Origin of the sequence: Legionella sp. 39-23 (genome assembly GCF_001897665.1) — a bacterium.
Taxonomy (GTDB): Bacteria; Pseudomonadota; Gammaproteobacteria; order Legionellales; family Legionellaceae; genus Legionella; species Legionella steelei.
In genome coordinates this window covers 239,917-263,929 of sequence record NZ_MKTO01000009.1, presented here as the reverse complement: position 1 = coordinate 263,929, position 24,013 = coordinate 239,917, and the positions used below count along the sequence as shown (strand labels likewise).

The following is a 24,013-nucleotide window of genomic DNA, read 5'->3' as shown; positions in this document are numbered from 1 at the left end:
AAGATAGTAGAATTATCAACAAATCCTGTTTGTCGCATCTTGGGGTTCTTTAATAGAGTATATATCATGCAGAATAAGCTTACTGTACTTATGGCACAAATTAATCCTACTGTAGGGGCTTTGGCCTCCAACAGGGATAAAATTATTGACGTGATAGAAAGCGAGCAAGCAAATCACCATATCATACTCTTTCCTGAACTGGCATTAACGGGTTACCCCCCCGAGGACTTGCTCTATCGCAAGGAGTTTGAACAAGCAATTACTGAGCATTTAAAACAAATTCAAGATGCAACAAAAGATTGCTACGTTCTTGTAGGACATCCAAGCCGAGAGAAACAACGATTGTATAATAGCGCGAGTATTTTTTATCAAGGACAAAAGATAGCAGAATATCACAAGCAAAATTTACCAAACTATGACATTTTTGATGAAGCACGCTACTTTACTCCAGGGAAAAAAAATCCATGCATCATTGAGATAAATCACAGTAAAATAGGGGTAATTATTTGTGAAGATTTATGGCATCCAGGTCCTGCTGAAGATTTAATTGAAAATGGGATTTCTATACTCCTCGTTTTAAATGCGTCTCCATTTGATTACAGCAAATACCAGAAAAGAGAGACCCTCTTAAAAGCTTATGCAAAACGCGGAATTTCGATAATCTATGTGAATCAAATTGGCGGTCAAGACGAGCTCTTATTCGATGGCCAATCACTCGCAATTGATTCACATGGTACAATTTGCGCACGCGCTCCTGCATTTAAAGAGGATTTGCGCACTGTTGAGATCCAAGCAAATCAAGTTAAGGGAGAAGTCACCCCTCTTCTTGATTTTGAACCATTAATCTATCAAGCATTAGTTTGCGGCACTCGAGATTACGTCAACAAAAACCACTTCCCTGGAGTTTTAGTTGGACTCTCAGGAGGAGTAGATTCGGCATTAACTTTGACTGTGGCAGTCGATGCATTAGGAGCAGAGCGAGTGCATGCTGTACTTATGCCTTCACGATATACAGCACAAATGAGCAATGAAGACGCTTTAAGGCAAATAGAAAAATTAAATGTATCGCACGCCATTCTCTCAATTGAACCCGCGTTTAATACTCTGATAACGACTCTCGAGCCAGTTTTCAAAGGATTAACCCCAGATACTACAGAAGAAAACATTCAAGCACGAATTCGTGGTTTGTTGATTATGGCATTGTCTAATAAAACAGGCAAAATGGTACTTACAACCTCCAATAAAAGTGAATCCGCCGTTGGTTACGCCACCTTATATGGCGACATGGCAGGAGGATTTTCGGTATTAAAAGATGTGCTTAAAACCCAGGTTTATGCCCTAGCACGCTACCGCAATAGCCTTTCTGAAATTATTCCTGAACGCGTTCTTACGCGTGCCCCATCCGCTGAGTTACGGGCAGATCAAACCGATCAGGACAGTTTACCTGATTATGCAATATTGGATGCAATCATTGTTGCCTATATGGAGAAGTGCTTAAGTCCTGAAGAGATAATTCAGCAAGGTTTTGCGCAAGAGACAGTCACTAAAGTAATTCAATTAATCAAACGCAATGAATACAAACGTCGCCAATCTCCACCAGGAATAAAAATAAGCCCAATTGCCTTTGGTAAAGACTGGCGTTATCCAATCACAAATGGCTTTTGATCTGTAAGATGCTATCATCCAGAGCATCTCTGTCATCCCGGTATGTGTTAGGACAAATAACCGTAGGCTGGGCTGCTAAGCCCAGCATATAACAACGCCAATGTATTTCTTTCTCTAAGAACAATGGATAAGTATTTGTTAATTGGGTTTATAGTGATGGATTTCGTGAATAGACGTTTTGGAGCGTAAAAATTAATTCAGCAAATGCTGGGCTTAACAGCCCAGCCTACACTTGCTTTCGCTAGACCCGGCCTAAACAAAGATTAAGGATGGCTCGAATTTTTTATTTCATTGTCCACTGTGCCTTCCACTACTCTTTTACGTTGTTGCCAAAAGGTAGATAGCTGTGAAAGCGCTGTATACCTACTTGCCTCTAGCTTTGCTGGCAGTTCAGAGACTGCTTCTTCCGTAGTTAGTTTCGGAGAGGTAGTGTCTACACCCTGTTCTAGTTTTGGTGCGGGCTTAGAAACCACTTCTGTAGATGATTTCTTAGAGACCACTTTTTCAATTTGATCTTTCATATGCTGCTCAAGAAAGGCAAATTGCTTCAGGTTTATTTTAGGTTGCGGTGCCTTATCTTTATGAGTCTCTTCTTTAGCTACCTCATCCTTCTTTTGTAATACTTTAGCAAACATAGCATTCATTTTATCTATTTTTGCGGAAGCAATTTTTGATTGGGTGATATTCACTTGCAACAAATAAGCTTTCAATTGCAGGGTATCTGCTTCGTTAAATGGCCCCTCATGAGTAGCCAACCAAGAAGACAGTTTGGGAGAATTAGCTAAAGAAATCTCCTGGGAAACACCCCGGGTATTTATCCAACAAAGACTTGCCACTTTTTCTTTATGCTGTAAAACAAAAGCTGAGGTAGTGCCCTTTTCAATCAGCTCACTAAGATAGACATTGGCCTGTTCAGCATTAGTATCTTTTGGATTAATATGTACTTGCACCTTAGCAATATATTGTTCTCTTGCTTTGAGGCACTCCCTCTTAATTCCTCTTAACCGTACTTGACTTAATTTTTCTATGTCTTTATCTTCTAACGTTGCTAGTTTCTTCACCAACTCATCGCCCGCTATAAGCGGATAAACTTCACCCGTCGTATCAACCCAAGAAAGATGCCATTGTTCATTTTCATAATTTAGTGAAAAAGTAATTTTGTCCTGTTTATTGGATTGATAATCTTTCGCCGCGTCCAAATTATTAAGTACTGCGACCGTTTCAGCCAATAGGCGTGCACTTTCGCGTGCCGCTTCACGCTCTATTTCTCGAGCCTTTATCTCTGCTAATACAGTTTTATAATGAGCCATAAAATCATTAATCTGCATCATTACTTGTTCTTTAAGCTCTATAACAAATGGCTGAATAAGAACGTCTGGCAAAGTTTGGTAATCAGGAACAGCATCGATTAATTCAAGAAAGAGATAATAATTATAGGAGCCAACTTCCCACTTGCCTTCGCTGATCATCAATTTAAATTCTTGTAAGCGCGTATAAGCATCAGGAAAGTTTTCCATTACATTAATGGATTGCTCTACTTTTTCACCGCGAGTTCTGGTGTATTGATAAACCCAACCTGTTATCCATGATTTGACTGGCTGTTCATATTTCTCTTCAGCTCTGCGAGCAATAGCAACTATTTTTTTGCGTCCTTCCTCTGTCTCATTTGCAATGATAGCGAGTACTTGCTCAACAAATTCTTTAGATACTTCCAATGGTTTTTTTTTATTCTTTGGCATTTATTGAAACTCCTTTTCATAATGCAAAATTTATCATTGCATTAATATTAAATTTATACAAGTAGAAAATTATTATGCTAAATTGCTCGTCAAATGTAGTCATGTTAATTTTCTACACCACACGAAATACTAATAATTATCACCATCTAAACATCATCCTTTCCGTTAGATAAGAGGCTGGATTTTCATCTTCCTAAGATAAAAATTGGATTCATTTCAGCTTGAAAAGCAGTGCGTGAGCACAATATGGGCTGCGGTGTTTTTAATCACGGAATACATTATTTACGGCATTATTTTATTGAAATGCATCTCTAGAATATAAGATGCCAATTGGAAGTATAGTCCCTGTTCTAGATCCTGCCACAAAAATTGATCTATGCAAATTTACATCAATGCCATGTTTGATAATGCTACTATCCAGGAGTACTTCGTGAGGACGAATGGAACACCTTTTAAGCAAAAAAACAACTTTATTATCAACAAAATTGCATTAACACTTCCCTTTTCCAAAAATATGCATTTCCAATACTTGCAAATTTAAAGTAACACGTTAACATGATTCCACAAAAAAAATAATAACTACAAAGGGATGTTATGAAATTTGCATTTTTCTCTGCTTCTTTATTAGCAAGTAGTATTGCTGCAGCTGCAACTCCAGTTAATGGGTGGTATGGCAGTGTATTTGGTGGTTATGCTTATTTACCAAATAATGTATCGATACACTTCCTTGGAGATCTCATAGAGCTCACCGATGCTTCATACCACAATGGTTTTAACGCAGGGGTTCGTTTAGGTTATCAAAGTAATCCAATACGTTATGAACTGGAATATACTTATATTCAGGCTAAAACTAGAAGGTTCAAGTTTGATGATGTCCTACAATCTGGAATATCTGGAGAAGCTCGATCTAATGTGGGCATGATAAATCTCTATTACGATTTCTCTGATGCCATTCTACCAACCATTTCACCATTTTTGGGGGTAGGTATAGGCGCTGCAACGACCAAAATTACTTTAAACAGTACTGGTCCATTTGACGGAATTTCATTTAATGCAAAAGCCAATTCTTTTGCTTATCAAGGAACGGCTGGACTGACCTTCAACTTTGAAGAAAACTGGGCATTGAACGCTTCTTATCGTTATTTGGCAACAAGCGGATCAGACGATTTTGGACGTAAATTCCAGGCTCACTTAGGTGATGTAGGTGTTGTTTATCGCTTCGATCGCTGCAATTATAAGTAATGGTTGTAACGATACATCGTCCCTAACGACATGAGGGATCTCCGGTATCAGGAAGATCCTTCATCGTAAACTCCCCAGAATGACTGTAATTTGAGAGGTTGGACTCTTATGAATGACCTATTTTGGAAGTAGCCAGAACTTGCGGCTCTTGCCATAAAGTCATAAAGAGGACCATAACTAAAGGCCCAACAAATAAACCAAGCAATCCTATAGTTTCCACGCCACCGAGAATTCCAAATAACACAGCTAAAAAGGGCAACTCGATCGCACCACCAATCAGTGCGGGCTTGATAAAATGATCCGCAACAAACATGACTATAGTTCCCCAAACCAAAACAATGATTGCGCTAACCATACTGCCTAATGACAACAGAATAATCGCAACGGTAATAAAAACGATGGGAACAACAAATGGGATCATTGCCGCAAGCGCAGTGATAAATCCAACTAAAGTAGGTGCGGGAAAACCAACTAAGCCATAACAAATCCCCATTAAAATACCCACACCAAGACCTACAACAATAGTTCCATTCACTGTGGCTCTCAATGCTCGAGGAAGTCGGTCGGCATAACGAAACCATCTTTTACCCAAACAATACTCCCCTACCTGGTAAATCTGTGCTAATAATCGATCCCCATCACGATAAAAGAAAAATAGACTTAAAAGTGTAAAGCCCAATTGAACGCTTCGATGTGCCAAACTAGAGCCAATTTGTTTTACGTAATAGCTCGTTGGGGTTAATGATAAATGAACATTCGATAAAATCCCCTTTATCATTCCTGGCTTTCCAAGATGATTATCCCAATAAGTTACCAAATCATTTCCCACTAAAGGGAATTCCTTTAAAAAACCGGGAGCAGCCCCCCCTTGTTGGTTTAAGGATTGCAAAAAATTAACAAATATTTGCGATTCTTTAATCAAAAGGCTTAGTATCCAGCTTAAGGGAAGGATAAACAGCAATCCAATTAAAGTAGTAAACAGCAAGGAAGAGAGATTCTCTTTATTGCCAAAAAAACGACGCCATTTTTTATACAAAGGATAAGTTGCAATAACAATGATAGAAGCCCATATCAGTGACGGGATAAAACGATGAATAATAAATAAACTAAGCGCTACAATTCCAATAGTCAAACCCATACTAATGAGTTCTTTATGATTCTCATTCATTAAGTAAGACTCCATGCTAATAGTTGCATCAATAACCAAGCGGGCACCGCAGCTAACACATCATCCAACATAATTCCAAAACCACCTCGTACCTTTTGATCGATGTAATCAATGGGCTGAGGTTTCCAAATATCAAAAATTCGGAACAAAATAAAACCACAAATCATCCAGGACACCCCTTGAGGTGCCATAAACATAGTCAATAAATACCCTACAACTTCATCCCAAACAATTCCTTTATAATCATGCACCCCTAAGTCTTGAGTCACCTTATCACAAACCCAGACACCCAATATAAATGCGATGAGTGTAAAAAAAAGATATACGCCCCAATGGGTGCCGACCAATAGTAAATAAAGAGGTATTGCTGCCAATGTTCCCCATGTTCCAGGTGCCGTAGGCATTAAACCCGTGCCAAAACCAAAGGCGATAAAGTAAATAGGATCCTGGAAAACACTTTTTGCTAAATTTATTTGTTTCATTTTATTCTTTCTCTATGCTTAGCTAATCGTAAAGGTTGGATCAAAATGTTCTAACTTACAATAGGGTCTATTGACAATTTAACTATCCTGGTCAAGTCCTTAAATTTTGTTTTGCTGATAGACTGCAATCAAAAATGTGAGTACCCAGCAGGTGTTAGCTTATGATATTGATTGTTCGCATCTTTTATTCTTAACCCAGGGGTCTCCTCAATTACGCCAATAGGATAACAAAGTAAATTAGCTTTTTTAAACTCGTTCATCAATGAGGCGAATCGATATTCCGCAACAGTAAAACATAACTCATAATCATCGCCGCCAGTCAAAGCTAAGTCAACAGCATCAGCCCAATATTGATTTACCAAAGCATGTATAGGAATTGCGTCTTCATTGAGGCAAGCCCCAACGCCACTTGCAACACAAATATGATTTAAGTCAGCACTAAGTCCATCCGAAATATCGATTGCTGCAGTGGCATAATTTCGCAAAAAACCAATTAAATCAATACGCGGCTTGGGATGGAGCAATTTATTCATTAACTCTGCATGTTCGTGGGGAGGAAGATCAGGATTTTCGAGAAATTTAACGGCCAAAGCTGCAGCACCCAACTTACCTGAAAGGACAATGATATCTCCAGCTCTTGCGCCACTACGCAATACTGCGTGTCCGTCTGGAGCAGTACCCAAAATAGTTAGCGTGATTGATAAAGGACCTTGTGTGGTATCACCACCAATTAAAGTCAAATTATATCGACTTAACGAATCTTTTAGTCCACGAGCAAACGAAGTAAGCCATTGTTCATCGAGTTTAGGTAAAGTCAAAGCCAGTGTGAGCCAACGAGGCTCTGCTGCCATGGCAGCCATGTCACTTACATTTACCATAACTGCTCTACACGCAATGTCATACGCATCCCACTGCGGAAGAAAATGAACATCAGAAACTAAAGTATCTGTACTTACCAACATGTTCATTCCTTGAGGAATACGTACACACGCGGCGTCATCACCAATTCCTAACAGTACATCATCACGCTTTAGATCAAGTGGTTTGAAAAAATTCTCAACAAGTGAAAACTCATCCATAGTTATGAATTGATTTCAATTGAACGTACCTGTTGTGCCAAATTATTTAATACACCATTGACATAACGGTATCCATCCTGAGAACCAAATTCTTTAGTCAAGGAGATTGATTCATCAAGAACAACTTTATAAGGAATTTCAGGGCAATGGAATAATTCAAAAGCACCAATACGTAATACAGTCAATTCAATTGGGTTGAGTCCAGCGATTTCTCTATCAAGAAAAGGAGTAATACTCGCTTCTAAGTTTTCAACATGGGCTGGAACACCGTGTAAAATACGGCAAAAATAATCTACATCAACTTTATCCATATTATTAATGACTCGAAATTGTGCTTCGATTTCATGTAATTCACTTCCAGACATTAACCATTGATAAAGAGCCTGAAGTGCTAATTTTCTGGCTTTTCTTTTACCGCTTATCGACTGCTTTTCCACCTTAACCTCATGAACTCTTCGTAACATCTATAAAGCCCCTTTTCGCCTGAAAAGGGGAAAAAAAATCTGACAAAGCGTAACAAACCAGGCACAGACACACAAACTTTACGTGAATGTGTGTGCCCACTCTCTTACACCTTGCACATACTAATCTAAATTAAACACTAATCTTTATTCATTTGATCGATTGTTTGCCTAAAATCGCTGACATCTTTAAAACGTTTATATACCGATGCAAACCGCACATAAGCAACATGATCCAAACTATATAATTCCTTCATCACCAATTCACCAATGATCTGCGAATCGATTTCTCGCTCTCCTCGACGGCGAATTTCTTGGGTAATTGCAATAACCGATGCCTCTAATGCATCAACACTCACCGGCCTCTTTTCCAAGGCACGTAACATGCCTGACCGTAAATTATCAATGTTAAATGCTTCACGTCGGCTGTCACGCTTAACAACTAACGGCATGATTAATTCGGCTGTCTCAAAAGTAGTAAAACGTTCATGGCATATAAGGCATTCGCGCCTTCTACGCACCTGAGCACCATCAGCAACTAGGCGTGAGTCGACTACTTTTGTTTCCTCTGCATGACAAAACGGGCAAAACATAATTATTTATAAACCGGAAACTCACGACACAACAGCAATACTTGCTCTTTAACTTTTGCGATGGTCGTTTCATTGTTAATATCATCAAGAATATCAGCTATCCAATTAGATAGAAGCGTAATTTCTTTTTCTTTAAATCCTCTGGTGGTAACTGCCGGAGTTCCTAAACGTAAGCCGCTGGTCACAAAAGGAGAACGAGGATCATTAGGTACCGTATTTTTATTCACTGTAATATTTGCTTTATCTAAAGCGGCATCCGCATCTTTACCTGTGATGTTTTTATCAATTAAGTCCACCAATAATAAGTGGTTATCCGTGCCACCAGAAACAATTTTATAACCACGACTCATAAGCACAGAGGCCATGGTCTTAGCATTCAATAATACTTGTTGTTGATAGTCTTTAAATTCGGGTAACAACGCTTCAGCAAAAGAAACAGCTTTCGCTGCAATGACATGCATTAATGGTCCACCTTGGCTGCCAGGGAAAACAGAAGAATTCAATTTTTTTTCTACTTCTTCATTAGCACGACATAAAATCATTCCCCCTCTCGGTCCTCTGAGTGTCTTATGAGTAGTGGTGGTCACTACATCAGCATAAGGTACCGGGGAAGGATAAAGACCAACAGCAATTAAACCAGCAACATGAGCAACATCCGCCATCAAGTAAGCGCCTACTTTATCTGCGATTGCTCTGAATCGTGGCCAATCAAGAACACGTGAATAGGCAGAAAATCCGGCAATAATCAATTTAGGCTTATGTTCAAGGGCCAGCTGCTCCAAAACATCATAATCAATTAAACCAGTTTCTACATCGACACCATAAGGGACTGCTTGATAAAGCTTACCCGAAAAATTAACTTTAGAACCATGAGTTAAATGACCTCCATGGGGTAATGCCATACCTAAAACGACATCTCCAGGGGCTAATAGAGCCATCATTACCGCCGCATTAGCTTGAGAACCAGAATGAGGTTGCACATTAACATAATCAGCAGAGAACAGTTTTTTTGCACGAGCGATTGCTAATTCTTCAGCAACATCAACATACTCACATCCACCATAGTAGCGCTTTCCAGGATATCCTTCTGCATATTTATTCGTTAATACAGAGCCTTGAGCCTGCAAAACACGAGGACTCACATAATTTTCCGATGCAATAAGTTCGATATGCTCTTCTTGTCGACGTTGTTCATCAACAATAGCTTGAAATAATTCATCATCAAAGTTTTCTATGGTATCGCTTTGGTCAAACATGAGTAATCCTCGGGAAAATGGTTAAGGTCTAACGATGATGTCATTACGCACTTTTCTAACACCATCTACGTTCGCAGCGATGATCTCTGCTCTTTGCTTCAATCGAGGAGTAGCAACAAAACCACTGAGTTGTACTTCATCTTTAAAGGTCTTAACTTGTACTGCTAAACCTGTACGCCCTAATTGATTCACTAATGTTGCTTTTACCTTAGTAGTGGTGGTCGAACTGTCCAAAAACTCCCCAGTACTCTCAGTACCAGGAGAAGCAACACATGCTATGATAAGTATAGATAAAAGTCCCACAAACAACATTTTCAGTGAGTTACACATCCAAAAACTCCCTAAAGAAAAAACGCCATAAGATTACCACAAAATTTAACTGGTTACGAATTGTGAATATGAACCTATAGACTGTTTACTGGATTCACCATCCAATTTTTTTCTTTATCATACGGACCTTATCATGTTTGTGCGTTTTGTTTTTATTTTTATCAGTCACAACCGCTTGCTCATGATGTTTTTTATGGCCACGCTCCTGATGACCATGTCCATGCTCATGCGTCTTAGGTTGATTTGGAACTACGTACGTTTCATTGTGACCGCGATGATGACGAGAATGAGGACGATAATCATGTGGACGCTCATCGTAACCATAAATTTCAGCTCGTGGCGGAACAGAATGATAATAACCAGCATCATAATATTCGGGATCGCTAATATCACATGAAGTTAGAAAAGGAACTAATATAAGACAAGGGATTAAACGCTTCATGAACTACTCCTGAAACATAAAAAAAGGGAAGGTGCATTACATGCAACTTCCCTATCAACAAATAAACTATCGCTTATTTTTTATAAATTACTTATTTCTTTGCAGTAACTTCAACTTTCTCACTCTTAATACCTTTATTCAGGTAATTAACAATGCGAACAGTGCTATTTACATTAGTCCAACCAGAATAAATAGTTCCGTAAGGACCTTGGATCATAAGGTTCATACCAGAATGACAGTAACCATAGTAGTACAAGCTAATGTAATGAGGTGCATCATAATAAAATATTGTAAAAGGCTCTAATGGAGTAGAATCATCAAAAGAACCGTATACGCGAACGTTGTCAATACTGTTGTTGATGATTTCTATTTCACAATAACCTGGAAACATCATTGATTTACCAGCAGGCTTTTTATCAGCTTCAGTAGCTTTTGGATGCAAATGAGCATTTGCAGCAAAAGTTTGGCCAATTAAGCAAAAACAAAGAGCAAATAACAAGGACTTCAACTTCATGGTTTCTCCTTTGACTTTATTGAAAGTCTGCATAGTAACAAAGTGTTGTATTTAGTCAATAGGATATTTTTATAACCATGAAATAAATAAAAATGAAGCTTATAAGCACAATAAGGGTAATAATATTCATCTTTCATGTTATATTTGGCGGACTTTAAAAATTACCTTTTTTTTGTAGTATTCAGGGGAGCATAATGAAAAAGAGAATGACCATCATGGCAATAGCCTTACTAATTGTTTTTGGTGGGATCATTGCCTTTAACTTGATCAAATCCATCTTGATTAAGCGCTTCTTTGCAAGCTATCAACCACCCGCCGTTTCTGTTGCTTCTACTGTTGCTCAAGCCGTAGATTGGCAACCAACTATAAATGCAGTAGGTAATTTCGTTGCCCTAAATGGAGTCGATGTAAGTGCCCAAGCATCTGGCAATGTCGTAAAAATTGATTTTGAGTCAGGACAATATGTTGATAAAGATGCCCCGTTAATTACCATCGATGACAGCGTGGATCAAGCGATATTAAAGTTTAATCAGGCCGAATTAACGTTAAAGACCCTAAGTTATCAACGTCAAAATGATTTATTTAAACGAGGGGCCTCCCCTATTTCAAATGTTGATGAAGCTAAAGCAAATCTTGGACAAGCCCAAGCAAAACTAGAGCAAACGCAAGCACAAATCAATCAAAAGCATATTACTGCACCTTTTGCCGGAAAATTAGGTATAAGACAAATTAACTTGGGACAATTTATTAGCCCAGGGCAAACAACAATTGTTTCATTACAGTCATTAGATCCATTGTATTTGGAGTTTTATCTTCCGGAACAACTTTATAAACGGATTCGCCCTGATCAAACCATTACATTTTCCGTTGAAGGATTCCCTAACGCGCTTTTTGAGGCCAAAGTCACTGCAATTAACTCCAAGGTAGATCTCAATACCCACAATATGTTGGTTCAGGGTACTCTCGCTAATTGTCCTACATCAGCCATTAAGGATCCCGAAAACTCACCCTTAGTGAAAATACGAAAAGAACCCATGGGAAATAAGCGAATTATCACCTGCGATACCGACTTAAATGGTAAAAATAAAGTTCGCAGCTTTACGTTTGTACCAGGAATGTTTGCTTCAATTGAAATCAGCCAACCTCCTGTACCCAATACAGTTATTGTTCCTTCCACTGCGATTTCCTATAGCTTATACGGTAATGCGGTATACATTATTGAGAAAAATGCTGAGGGTAAGAAAAATCCAGACGGTTCTGATTTGCTTACTGTTAAACGTGTCTTTGTCAGCACGGGTGAGCAGCATGGAAATTATACAGTCATCAAAAAAGGTGTTAAAGCAGGACAATTAGTTGTGAGTGCTGGAGAAATAAAATTACAAAATGGTACGCCTGTTGTAATCAATAATGAGGTCAAACTAAATGAAGTCAGTAATCCGGATATCTTAGGACAATAAAAAACCAAGTTGAATCGTAGCCTGGGTGCAGCACAACGTAACCCCGGAGCTTTCTACTATAGATACCCTGGGTTACGGCTATGCCTCCACCCAGGCTACAACGCACTCAAGTTACATTTTTAATCAGGAAAAGTTATGAAATTTACCGATCTTTTTATCAAACGGCCCGTACTTGCCATGGTAATAAGTTTGCTCATTTTTCTTTTTGGTATTAACTCCATCTATAAAATGCAAATTCGTCAATACCCGCGTATGGATAATACAGTAATTACCATTATGACAGGTTATCCAGGAGCAGATGCTGATCTTATCGCCGGATTCATTACCTCACCTCTAGAAAAAGCGGTCGCCAGTGCGGAGGGGATTGATTATATGACCTCTTCAAGTACACAAGGTTTAAGCACGATTACTCTAAACATTAAACTAAACTTTGACCCACAAGTAGCCTTTACTGATGTGATGAGTAAAGTACAACAAACCCTAAATCAACTACCCAAAGAATCCCAACAACCAGTTATATTAAAAGCATCCGATAGCTCAACTGCATTGATGTACATCAGTTTGGACAGTACAGAAATGACACCGCAACAAATTACCGATTACGCAACCCGTGTTGTGCAACCGCAACTGCAAACAGTAGATGGTGTGGCTAAAGCGGACATTTTAGGTGGTGCAACCTATTCGATGCGAATTTTCCTCGACCCAATAAAAATGGCAGCATTAGGTGTATCTCCCTCGGATGTATCGGTTGTACTTGCTAAAAATAATTTCCTAACTGCAGCAGGCAATACTAAAGGTGAATACGTCGCCATCAGCATCACCGCAAAAACAGACCTTAACGATGCGACACAATTTAGTAATTTGATTGTTAAAAGTGATAAAGGGTCAATAGTTCGTTTACGCGATGTTGGTAAAATTGAATTAGGCTCACAAGACTATGATACTTCTGTTACATTTAATGGAAGAAAGGCGGTGTTCCTCTCCATTACCCCAACCCCCACGGCCAACCCACTCACAGTAATCAGTGATGTAAGAAAAATACTTCCTTCAATAATTAAGGAATTTCCACCATCCTTAACGGGAACAATAGTTTACGATGCAACAGCTTTCATTAGAGCGTCTCTAGATGAAGTAACTCATACTATTATTGAAGCAGGCCTCATTGTTATTGTCGTTATTTTCTTATTTTTAGGCTCCATGCGCTCGGTGCTTATTCCAATTGTCACCATCCCTCTCTCCTTAGTTGGTGTATGCACCCTAATGCTGACGTTAGGATATAGCATTAATCTGCTGACCTTACTGGCTTTTGTCTTGGCTATTGGTTTAGTAGTCGATGACGCCATTGTGGTTGTCGAAAACGTCCATCGACACATTGAGGAAGGAAAAACTCCGTTTGATGCCGCATTAATTGGTGCTCGTGAAATAGCCACACCAGTCATTGCAATGACCATTACTCTCGCTGCGGTATACGCACCTATTGGATTTATGGGCGGACTGACAGGAGCATTATTCAAGGAGTTTGCTTTTACGCTAGCCAGTGCAGTAATCATTTCTGGGATCATTGCATTAACATTATCTCCTATGATGTGCTCAAAGGTATTATCTAAAGAGATTAGTAGTGGCAAGTTTGTTCATTTTCTCGATACTTTTTTCAATAAACTTAAATTGAAATATCAAAAAGCCTTGCATAGCCTGTTGAATACTCGAGTCATTATGTTGTTTTTTTCGGCAGTTGTTATCCTGATGCTACCTTATCTTTACCTACATACTTCAGCAGAAACAGCGCCTGATGAGGATCAGGGTTTCTTTTTCGTCATGGCCATGATCCCGCAATTTGCAACACTGAATTATATTGAGTCTTTCACCAAACCATTTGATGAAATTTATAAAAGTTTTCCTGAAACAGAAAATTATTTTACTGTAAACAACAGCAGCCAAACCATCTCAGGAATGGTATTGAAACCATGGAATCAACGCAGTAAAAGTCAGTTTGCTTTAAAACAACCACTGCAAGATAAATTATCACAAATTGCAGGTTTAAATGCCTTTGCAATTGTTCCTCCTCCGTTGCCAGGCGGCGGAGGCGGTACCCCTGTACAATTCGTTATCAAAACGACAAATGACTTTCAGAGTCTATTAGACGTTTCCAATAAGCTTACCGATAAAGCCCGTAAGAGTGGTCTATTTATTTATGTAGATAATTCACTCAAATTTAATAAACCACAAATTATATTGGATATTAATCGTTCTAAAGCCTCCGAAATGGGGTTAGATATGCAAGCGGTAGGAAGCAGCTTAACCAGCGCTTTATCCGGTAATTATGTCAATTACTTTAACCTTGAAGGTCGTAGTTACCAAGTTATTCCGCAATTAAGCCGTTCATTTCGTATGGCGCCTGAACAATTAGGACAAATCTATGTGAAAACCATCAACGGGACCATGGTTCCTCTTTCAACTGTAGTTACTGCTGTGGAAAAAACTGCACCTAATGCAGCCTCGCATTTTCAACAAATGAATTCAGCAACCATTCAAGCAGTAATGATGCCTGGAAAAACGCTTGGAGAAGGTCTGCAGTTTTTACAAGATGCGGCGAACGATACATTACCTAAAGGCTTCGCATACGACTATGGTGGTGAATCAAGGCAGTTTATGCAAGAAGGAAACGCTTTGTTATTTGCATTCGTCTTTGCAATCATTATTATCTTTTTGGTACTTTCTGCTCAATATGAAAGTTTCCGTGATCCTTTAATTGTTTTAATTAGTGTGCCCATGTCCATCTGCGGCGCATTAATTCCTCTGAATTTAGGACTAGCAAGCATCAATATTTACACCCAAGTCGGTTTGATTACTCTTATTGGCTTAATCTCCAAGCATGGAATTTTGATCGTTGATTTCGCCAATCATTTGCAACGTGAAAAAAATCTCGATAAACGCGCTGCAGTAGAAGAGTCAGCTGGAATTCGATTAAGACCGATTCTCATGACAACCGCTGCAATGGTATTTGGTGTACTCCCCTTACTCATTGCCAGTGGTGCGGGGGCAGTGAGCCGCTTTGATATAGGGCTAGTTATTGCCACAGGCTTATTGATTGGAACAGGGTTCACTTTGTTTGTAGTACCCACGTTGTATACATACATCGCAGAAGATCATCGTTCAAAAAAACCTGAGCCACAGTTTGATGAAGCAAAAATTCCTGATGTACAGGTACCTGAGCAAAAACATTAAAATTTGAAAAAATTCCCATCGTAGGCTGGGCTGTTAAGCCCAGCATGTAACACTGCGCTATAGTATTTCCTTCTTAGAAACACCATGGATAAGATACGTGTTAATTTGACTTCATAATGGAATTTTGGAAAGTACGAATTAACTCAACAGACGCTGGGCAAAATGAATTTTTTAAAAATAATGACAAAAAACCATAAATACGGCCGTATTTACAATAGACAGCAAAACATCTGCTCTGTGACACAGTGGGAAGAATAGAAAAGAGGCCTTACACATTGGTACTGGTAACTGCCCAGCCTACGTTTATAGAGCTTTTTGGGCAACGAATTACCTAACACTTACAATGGTTCTCCCTTTGTACGCTGTGCTACACCGTGGAGATTCTTCATTGTACAGCTGTGCTTCATTCCAAGCTACAATTAATTTTAGACGTATATTTTCTAACTCAACTTATCACTGAATTTATGGTAGTATCTCGCTTTTATCAGTACAGGTTTAATCATGGATAAAATCTATTCTCCCGAAGCAATTGAAAAAGCATGCTATAAAAATTGGGAAAATCATCATTATTTCCAACCTCAGGGTGACGGTAAAAAATACTGTATTATGCTCCCTCCTCCTAACGTCACGGGCAGCCTGCATATGGGGCATGGTTTTCAGCATACTATTATGGATGCGTTAACCCGCTATCACCGCATGTTAGGTGATAAAACTTTATGGCAACCTGGCACTGATCATGCCGGTATTTCAACGCAACTTGTTGTTGAACGTCAGCTTGAAGCTTCAGGTATTTCTAGAAAAGATCTGACCCGTGAGCAATTTTTAGAACGGGTTTGGCAATGGAAAAGTGAATCAGGGAATACCATAACCCAACAAATGCGACGCTTGGGTGCTTCAGTAGACTGGAATCGCGAACGATTTACTATGGATGAAGGACTATCAGCTGCCGTACAAAAAGTATTTGTACAACTTTATGATGAAGGCCTTATCTATCGTGGGACCCGTTTAGTGAATTGGGATCCTAAGTTAGGTACTGCTGTATCTGATCTTGAAGTGCTTTCTGAAGAAGAAGATGGTTTTCTCTGGCATATTCGCTATCCAGTTGTAAACTCAACTGAGTCGCTTATTGTTGCAACTACTCGACCTGAAACCATGTTAGGCGACACTGCAGTTGCTGTACATCCCGAAGATCCACGTTTCCAACATCTTATTGGACAACAAGTTTATCTCCCACTTTGTGAGCGAACCATCCCCATTATCGCTGATGAGTACGTTGATAAAGAATTTGGCAGTGGCTGCGTTAAAATTACTCCGGCCCATGACTTCAACGACCATGAAGTTGGCAAACGCCATAAGCTTCCAGTTATCAATATCTTAACTAAAAAAGCTTCGATCAATAAAAATGCGCCTTTAAAATACCAAGGTATGGACCGATTTGTAGCCCGAGAGCAAATTGTTAAAGATCTTGATGAGGCAGGGTTATTAGTTAAAACAGAACCGCATAAGTTAAAAGTACCTCGTGGTGAAAAATCGAATGTGATTATAGAACCACTGTTAACCGATCAATGGTATGTCAAAACCCAACCGTTGGCTGAACCAGCAATAGCTGCAGTGAAAAGTGGTGAAATTCGATTTATTCCAGAGAACTGGAGTAAAACCTATTTTCAATGGATGGATAACATTGAAGACTGGTGTATTAGTCGCCAATTATGGTGGGGACATCGCATACCTGCATGGTATGACAATAATGGCAATGTCTATGTAGGCTATAGTGAAAATGATGTTCGTTTTAAATATAAAATTAAAGATTCAACTGTATTAAAACAAGATGAAGACGTTCTGGATACTTGGTTTTCTTCGGCGCTTTGGCCTTTTTCCACTCTAGGTTGGCCCGACAGAACCCCAGAATTAGAGCAATTCTACCCCACATCGGTTCTGGTTACGGGTTTTGATATTATCTTTTTCTGGGTTGCTCGCATGATCATGATGGGCTTGAAATTTACTGGAAAAATCCCCTTTAAAGAAATCTTTATCACTGGCTTAATCCGCGACAGTGAAGGGCATAAAATGTCCAAATCTAAAGGCAATGTGCTTGATCCTCTGGATATAGTTGATGGTATTGATCTCGAATCCTTAATTGCAAAAAGAACTTCAAATTTAATGTTGCCATCAGTTCGCGACCGCATCATTAAAAACACCCGTAAAGAATTCCCTGAAGGGATTAACGCTTATGGGACAGATGCTCTTCGCTTTACATATTGCTCTCTTGCATCTACAGGACGCAATGTACGCTTTGATATAGGGCGAGTTGAGGGTTATCGCAATTTTTGTAACAAATTATGGAATGCTGCTCGTTATGTATTGCTTAACCTGGACGAAGAACATATGGATTTCGATGATGGGGCATTTCAGTATACTCCAGCAGATCAGTGGATTTTATCGCGCTTACAACACACGATCAGCAAAGTACATCATTATTTTGAAACCTACAGATTCGACTTATTAGCAAACACAATCTATGAGTTTGTATGGCATGAATATTGTGACTGGTATTTGGAGTTATCCAAGCCTGTATTACAAGACGAACAGGCATTGAGTGCTTTGAAACGAGGGACACGCAGAACCTTAATTCATGTTCTCGACCAAATTCTGAAACTACTGCATCCTTTAATGCCGTTTATTACAGAAGAAATCTGGCAACGTACAGCAAAGCTTACAAGTGAGAATGGTGCAAGCATTATGACCAGCGCTTATCCACAAGTGAATTCTGAGTTTATCAATACTGTAGTTGAAGAAGAATTAGAATGGTTAAAATCAGCAATTCAAGCCGTACGCACCATACGCAGTGAAATGTCCATTTCTCCAGCGAAGTTGATTCCACTTTATATTCGTAACGTGACACCAGAACTCAAGGATAGAGTAGAGAAATATCAACATACGTTAAAGGCACTAAGTAAATTAACCCATGTTCAGTTCTTAGGCTCAGATGAAAAGGTTCCTGTCTCAGCGACTGCTGTATTAGGTGAAATCGAGTTACTCATTCCAATGGCTGATTTAATTGATAAAGAAGCCGAACTGGCACGTTTAACTAAAGAATTAGCCAAACTGGATAAAGACATTAGTCTTGCTGAAGGCAAACTAAATAATCCTAAATTTACCGATAAGGCTCCCGCAGAAATTATCGCTAAAGAACAGGAAAAATTGGCACAAGCTCAGCAAACTAAAGAGAAACTGTTACAGCATAAGGCTAGAGTTGAGTCACTGTAATCAATACTCACATTTCTCCCCTCTCCCACTGGAGAGGGGGCGACACTAAGCGTAGCCTGGGTGAAGCACAGCGTAACCCGGGATTTTCTTAAACATACTATAGCCGGGTTCCGCTACGCTTCATCCAGGCTACGAAATTACGCGGTTGTATCACTTCCTTTCCCAACAACCCTATGGTTGATCCACCACGCAAGTAATAAAGTAGTTAAAACACCTAAATAAACGCCGGCATTTTTCCAATCTGGGCCGACTATTTGTAACGCATTGGGGCTTTGAAAAATCGAAAAAGGAATTGCAAGCATTACATCTATAATTGCGGAACCTGCAACTAACCCACAGGCAATAAGAGTCCCTTTTTGTTTGCAGAGAGTTGCTTCTTCTTTAACAGGCACCGCCCGTTTTAAACGTATTTTTACAAACAACGCAATCATGCCACCAATAAACAGTGGGAACGAAGAAGAAAGTGGTAAATACATTCCTATAGCAACGCCTAAAATGGATAAATTTAAAAAGCGTCTTAATCGGAAAAAATAATTGAGGAACACGATAAGCAAAATAATTGCAGAACCAATGAGCATCATAGTCCAGGGTAATGAATTTCTAAACACTGCCTCTGTAATCGCTGCCATTAACGCTGCGGTTGGCGCAGGTAAAGACTGACTTATATCCATGCCCTCATGCGGCATCACTCCTGCAATTCCATACACATTAAACAACAATTGCATTACAGGTGGGATAACCAATGAAGAAATCAGGACCCCAAGCAACAACATCAATTGTTGTTTCCACGGAGTCGCCCCAACCAGTTGCCCCACTTTGAGATCTTGAGTGTTATCATTGGCAATCGCCGCAATACCGGTTACAACTGCTCCAATCATAATGGTTATCGCCTCTGCTGCCTGGATTTGTTCCGTTTTTAAAGGTAAAGGCAAAAGATGATCAATAGCGACCAATAACAACCATGCAGCAAAAAGCATCCCTGAAATAACAACGGAACTACCAGGGCTGGCTGTAACACCAACCATACCCGAAAAATAGGCTGTAATAACCGAGAAAATGAACCCTATAAACAAGACATAAACCACAGCAAGGAAAACTAGGGTTGGTGAATATTGGTTGTTTAATCCTACTTGCTGTAAAGGTAGAACAAGCTGGAAAAAAAGAAACAAAATTGCAGCTAATGCAGCAACACCCATCAAAATATAAGGTAACGGTATGTCCTTATCGGTCCGCAGAGGTTGAATTTCGTTTTTACCTTTAGACATAAAGGATTTCAAGGACGCTTGAATATTTCTAGATAGTGGCTTAACTAATTTTAAAAAAGTCCATACACCAGCAAACAACATAGCCCCTATTCCCAGGTAACGCATCTCGCTGTTCCATAGAAAAGTTGCAGCTTGCTCAGCAGGATATTGATTAACAAATTCAGGATAGAATTGACTAACTACAGGTAAGGCAATGAGCCAGGATATCACTGCACCCGAAAAAATACTGATTGCCATATCATGGCCAACTAGATAACCAGCGCCTATCATCGTAGCAGAAAAGCCAGCACCAAGACCGAAGAGAGAGCGCTTTATCACAAACCAATAACCCCAGCTATTCGCTATGACTTTAAATCCAGTTTGGAATAATTCGATAAGCCCTCCTACGGCTCCTCCAATTAAAATGTCTTTAATGCCTGTTTTTTCAACAGAAGATTTTAATACCTCTGCTATGGCGCGACCTTCTGGAAACTTTAAAGATTGGTCGTGGACCAAAATACGACGAAGTGGAATGGAAAATAATACCCCTAGAATCCCTCCACTAACTGCAATAAAGAAATTAGTTATGTAATCAAAATGATTCCAATAACCAATAATAATCAATGCCGGAATAGTATAAACAATCCCACCAGCCACAGCCTCACCAGCAGAAGCTGCAGTTTGTACTGCATTATTTTCGAGAATGGTGGAGTTTTTAAAAAATCGTAAAATCCCCATAGAAATAATAGCGGCCGGAATTGATGCTGAAGTTAATATCCCTAACTTCAATGCAAGATATGCATTAGACATTGCCAACAAGATGGTCAATATTATGGCAAGTAGAACAACTCGAAAAGTAAGCTCAGCCACCTTTTTATCGGCAGCTATTAAAGGTATATCAACCATTAACGACCCCAAACACTGCGCATTATTTCAGGTTTAATTAAAGAAGAAATTTGCGATAAAGGTATTTTTACAGTCTGTGGTCCATATACATATGCAGCGACCTGATACGTATCAAAAATAATATTTATTCCTTGGGGTGAAAAAGACCAAATCTTATAGTTTTTGTCTATGGGCTTTGTTCCATCTTCAATCCATTTTTTGTCCGAAAAATCTTTCTCATTGATTTTTTTATTACTGAAACTGGCAATAGGATTTAAATAATTTACTTCGGGACGAAATAAATCAGACAATTGAACCTGGCGACCATTGATAAAATTCAATACGGCTATAGTATTTGAGGGATGTGCAGCACCTCGATGGTAAATAGAAATATTAAAAGAGACGCTGATGGCATTTTTTGTTTTATAAGGCAGGGTATATGTGACATTTAAACCTGTTTTTCCTGGTGCATCAGCGGGAATATCCGCATCATCAGCAATTTCTTTTAGAAAGCTTTTTTTCGTTTTTTCAATAAACGCTTGCACTGCAGCATTGATACGAGGATCATTAAATCCCTGTGGATATTTAACATCAATAATATAAGCAGGTGTTTCCTTTTTTACTGATACAGGATTCACTGCCCAAACAGCAGAAGAACAGGCAATAATGCCTAAAGCCAGAATTGTTTTTAGTGATTTCAGCATATACATTCCTAATAGTTATCCTTTGGAGAAACCCACTCCCCTGCAATCATCATCCGATGAGGTAAGGGATAAGCAAAATAATAACAAAGAGCGGTACTGTCTCCAACAGACCACCATACCAAATCGGCCTTCATGCCTTTATCAATTGAGCCAAGTTCGTTTTGTAGACCTAATGCTCTTGCAGCATGGCTTGTCACCGCCATTAATGCTTCAGGAACAGTTAATGAAAAAAATTGGCACGCCATACTCATCATCAACCGTAATGAAGTTGTTGGCGATGAGCCAGGATTACAATCAGTAGCAATTGCCATTCTTACGCCTGAGTGACGCAATAAGTCTATGGGAGGCTTTTGCTTTTCACGCAGAAAGTAATAAGCACCAGGAAGCAAGACAGCAACTGTATTTGCTTTGGCCATAGCATTTGCCCCTTCCTCATCTAGGAACTCCAAATGATCACAAGACAAGGCACCAAGCTCTGCTGCAAGCTGACTTGCTCCGAGGCTGGATAATTGTTCGGCATGACATTTTATAGGTAAATTGAATTGACGCGCAGTAATAAAAATTTGTTCTGTTTGCTTCAGTGAAAAAGCAATCGACTCACAAAATACATCCACTGCATCTACTAAATTTTCTTCACATAATGCAGGTAGCATTTCTTGGCAAAGAACATCAACATATGCCTGGCTGTTTCCTTTAAACTCAGGACCTATTGCATGCGCACCAAGAAAAGTTTTTCTAACCCTTAAACCAGTCAGCTCACCCAAACGTTTGGCTACGCGCAACATTTTCAACTCAGTCGCCAAATCCAATCCATAACCTGATTTTATCTCTACAGTGCTCACTCCATCTGCACATAAAGCAAGAATTCTTGGCAAGGATTGTTTGAGTAACTCTTCTTCTGAAGCAGCGCGAGTTTGCTGTACCGTAGATAATATACCGCCACCCGCCTTAGCAATTTCAGCATAGCTGACTCCAGCCAATTTCATTTGAAATTCGGTGGATCGATTTCCTGCATAGACCAAATGCGTATGGCAATCGATAAGACCTGGAGTAATCAATTGCCCTTGACAGTCTTCTTTGTATCCTGACTCATGAAATTGTGTAGGGAGTTGTGTTTGCGGGCCACACCAAGCAATGAGACCATTTTTAATTGCAATTGCTTGCTGCTGCAATTGATTTCCCTGTGCATCAATAATTGTTGCATTTAATAATAATTTGTCACAAGCGAACATTAAAAATCCCAATGAAGAACTTGATGAGGGGGTTTGAGCCACTCTTTATGATGTTTGGTGTCATAAATATCCCATTCTTTAGAGACATAAGTTTTCTTATCCACATCTAATAAAAGCCAGGTCAAGAATTCTGCGACTGTATCTGGTGACACCAAGCGATGTTCCTCTTTTAAACGTTTATAAAAATTAATCCGTTCATAATCAGGATTATCATTACTGCGAGCAATAGCTTGCATATTGGTATCAATGATTCCTGGCATGACATTAGCAAACGCAATTGTATCCGATTCTAATTGCCAACATTTGGTCAACATGGATAAAGCAGCTTTGGTCACACAATATGCAGTCCAGCCCCTGATTGCGTAATGAGCAGCTCCGGAACCTATATTTAAAACACGGCCGTTAGCCAATTTGTCGTACATTTTTTGCGGGAGGAAAAGAGCCGCATTTAAATTTGTATTGAGCGCATGATGCCAGTCTTTAGAATCAATATCTTTCATCGGAGTCAAGGGATTCAAAGTTCCTGCATTATTAACTAACGCGCGAACATGGCTCACATCATGTAAATGATTTTTAATGGCCTCTAAACCTTCGAGGGTTGAGACATCAGCACAAAAATATTGGATGTTTGAAGAAAAAGCGGCTGTTTCTTGTAATAACTTCTCTCTTCTACCTACGATTAAGACAGTTTGCGCTCGTTTTGCCAAAGACAAAGCTAATGATCTTCCTATCCCACTACCTCCACCGGTAATAACAATCACAATACCCTCTTATTCTTTTTATTGCCATGCGCTGATAATACCAGACATTGAACAAACTTGGCATAATTTTATGCGTATTTGATGCTGAGTAAAGAAGTCAATGGAGGTAAAAAGAACTTTATCAATTTATTGTCTTGAATAAGTGATGCCGGATATGGACTGGTTTCTTGCAATGCATATAGAAAAAAATCATTTCTTTAAAAAAGCATTGCTCGATGAACAGACTCTATTATAGATTGTAGGCAATAGAACTGAGTAGGCTCGGAT

At 39.3% G+C, this 24,013-nt stretch carries 19 protein-coding genes; 5 read left to right on the top strand and 14 right to left on the bottom strand.

Annotation, left to right across the window (positions count from 1 at the left end):
* Nucleotides 1-66: 66 nt before the first annotated feature.
* Nucleotides 67-1,665, top strand: a complete 1,599-nt coding sequence (locus BGO44_RS05570) for an NAD+ synthase (RefSeq protein ID WP_058509583.1) — start codon at nucleotides 67-69, stop codon at nucleotides 1,663-1,665.
* Between the two features lie 263 nt (nucleotides 1,666-1,928).
* Here the strand turns inward: BGO44_RS05570 and BGO44_RS05565 are convergent, their stop codons facing one another.
* Entirely contained in the window at nucleotides 1,929-3,404 is a 1,476-nt protein-coding gene (locus BGO44_RS05565) for a hypothetical protein (RefSeq protein ID WP_273198623.1), read from the bottom strand.
* Nucleotides 3,405-3,998: 594 nt separating this feature from the next.
* On the opposite strand from BGO44_RS05565, the gene BGO44_RS05560 reads away from it, so the two are divergent.
* Nucleotides 3,999-4,646 (top strand): outer membrane protein, encoded by a 648-nt coding sequence (locus BGO44_RS05560; protein ID WP_058509581.1) that lies wholly within the window; start codon nucleotides 3,999-4,001, stop codon nucleotides 4,644-4,646.
* 106 nt (nucleotides 4,647-4,752) lie between these two features.
* Here BGO44_RS05560 and BGO44_RS05555 read toward each other — a convergent pair whose 3' ends face one another.
* The 9 genes from BGO44_RS05555 to BGO44_RS05515 all read right to left on the bottom strand — a co-directional run bounded on the left by BGO44_RS05555 (nucleotide 4,753) and on the right by BGO44_RS05515 (nucleotide 10,971).
* Entirely contained in the window at nucleotides 4,753-5,814 is a 1,062-nt protein-coding gene (locus BGO44_RS05555) for an AI-2E family transporter (RefSeq protein WP_058509580.1), read from the bottom strand.
* On the bottom strand, nucleotides 5,814-6,296 hold the full coding sequence (locus BGO44_RS05550) for a phosphatidylglycerophosphatase A family protein (RefSeq protein ID WP_058509579.1): 483 nt from the start codon (nucleotides 6,294-6,296) through the stop codon (nucleotides 5,814-5,816). Before BGO44_RS05550 ends, BGO44_RS05555 begins: the two co-directional genes overlap by 1 nt.
* 128 nt (nucleotides 6,297-6,424) lie before the next feature.
* Entirely contained in the window at nucleotides 6,425-7,375 is a 951-nt protein-coding gene (thiL, locus tag BGO44_RS05545) for a thiamine-phosphate kinase (RefSeq protein WP_058509578.1), read from the bottom strand.
* 2 nt (nucleotides 7,376-7,377) lie between these two features.
* On the bottom strand, nucleotides 7,378-7,812 hold the full coding sequence (nusB, locus tag BGO44_RS05540) for a transcription antitermination factor NusB (RefSeq protein ID WP_058509626.1): 435 nt from the start codon (nucleotides 7,810-7,812) through the stop codon (nucleotides 7,378-7,380).
* 164 nt (nucleotides 7,813-7,976) lie between these two features.
* A complete protein-coding gene (nrdR, locus tag BGO44_RS05535; RefSeq protein WP_058509577.1) occupies nucleotides 7,977-8,429 on the bottom strand; it encodes a transcriptional regulator NrdR in 453 nt (150 codons plus the stop codon).
* 2 nt (nucleotides 8,430-8,431) lie between these two features.
* Nucleotides 8,432-9,685 (bottom strand): serine hydroxymethyltransferase, encoded by a 1,254-nt coding sequence (gene glyA / locus BGO44_RS05530; protein ID WP_058509576.1) that lies wholly within the window; start codon nucleotides 9,683-9,685, stop codon nucleotides 8,432-8,434.
* A gap of 21 nt (nucleotides 9,686-9,706) precedes the next feature.
* The gene (locus BGO44_RS05525) at nucleotides 9,707-10,015 is read right to left on the bottom strand and encodes a BON domain-containing protein (protein WP_058509575.1); all 309 of its coding nucleotides are present in this window, start codon (nucleotides 10,013-10,015) and stop codon (nucleotides 9,707-9,709) included.
* Nucleotides 10,016-10,109: 94 nt separating this feature from the next.
* Nucleotides 10,110-10,457: a hypothetical protein gene (locus BGO44_RS05520; protein ID WP_273198624.1), complete on the bottom strand. Its 348-nt coding sequence runs from the start codon at nucleotides 10,455-10,457 to the stop codon at nucleotides 10,110-10,112.
* Between the two features lie 91 nt (nucleotides 10,458-10,548).
* Nucleotides 10,549-10,971, bottom strand: a complete 423-nt coding sequence (locus BGO44_RS05515; RefSeq protein WP_058509573.1) for a hypothetical protein — start codon at nucleotides 10,969-10,971, stop codon at nucleotides 10,549-10,551.
* 194 nt (nucleotides 10,972-11,165) lie between these two features.
* On the opposite strand from BGO44_RS05515, the gene BGO44_RS05510 reads away from it, so the two are divergent.
* The 3 genes from BGO44_RS05510 (at nucleotide 11,166) to BGO44_RS05500 (ending at nucleotide 18,920) form a co-directional block, all read left to right on the top strand.
* Nucleotides 11,166-12,428, top strand: a complete 1,263-nt coding sequence (locus BGO44_RS05510) for an efflux RND transporter periplasmic adaptor subunit (protein ID WP_058509572.1) — start codon at nucleotides 11,166-11,168, stop codon at nucleotides 12,426-12,428.
* 135 nt (nucleotides 12,429-12,563) lie between these two features.
* Complete coding sequence (locus BGO44_RS05505; RefSeq protein WP_058509571.1) at nucleotides 12,564-15,653, top strand: efflux RND transporter permease subunit; 3,090 nt, start codon at nucleotides 12,564-12,566, stop codon at nucleotides 15,651-15,653.
* 501 nt (nucleotides 15,654-16,154) lie between these two features.
* A complete protein-coding gene (locus BGO44_RS05500; protein ID WP_058512129.1) occupies nucleotides 16,155-18,920 on the top strand; it encodes a valine--tRNA ligase in 2,766 nt (921 codons plus the stop codon).
* 137 nt (nucleotides 18,921-19,057) lie between these two features.
* Here the strand turns inward: BGO44_RS05500 and BGO44_RS05495 are convergent, their stop codons facing one another.
* Genes BGO44_RS05495 through BGO44_RS05480 form a run of 4 tightly spaced genes read right to left on the bottom strand, consistent with a single transcriptional unit; the run spans nucleotide 19,058 to nucleotide 23,746 of the window.
* A complete protein-coding gene (locus BGO44_RS05495; protein ID WP_273198626.1) occupies nucleotides 19,058-21,070 on the bottom strand; it encodes an OPT family oligopeptide transporter in 2,013 nt (670 codons plus the stop codon).
* Nucleotides 21,070-21,753 carry a DUF3298 and DUF4163 domain-containing protein gene (locus tag BGO44_RS05490; protein WP_058512473.1) on the bottom strand — a complete coding sequence of 228 codons (684 nt, stop codon included), beginning with the start codon at nucleotides 21,751-21,753 and terminating at the stop codon, nucleotides 21,070-21,072. The genes BGO44_RS05495 and BGO44_RS05490 overlap by 1 nt, the downstream gene beginning before the upstream one ends.
* A gap of 8 nt (nucleotides 21,754-21,761) precedes the next feature.
* On the bottom strand, nucleotides 21,762-22,985 hold the full coding sequence (gene hutI, locus BGO44_RS05485; protein ID WP_058512127.1) for an imidazolonepropionase: 1,224 nt from the start codon (nucleotides 22,983-22,985) through the stop codon (nucleotides 21,762-21,764).
* Nucleotides 22,985-23,746, bottom strand: a complete 762-nt coding sequence (locus BGO44_RS05480) for an SDR family NAD(P)-dependent oxidoreductase (protein ID WP_273198628.1) — start codon at nucleotides 23,744-23,746, stop codon at nucleotides 22,985-22,987. Before BGO44_RS05480 ends, hutI begins: the two co-directional genes overlap by 1 nt.
* Nucleotides 23,747-24,013: the final 267 nt, after the last annotated feature.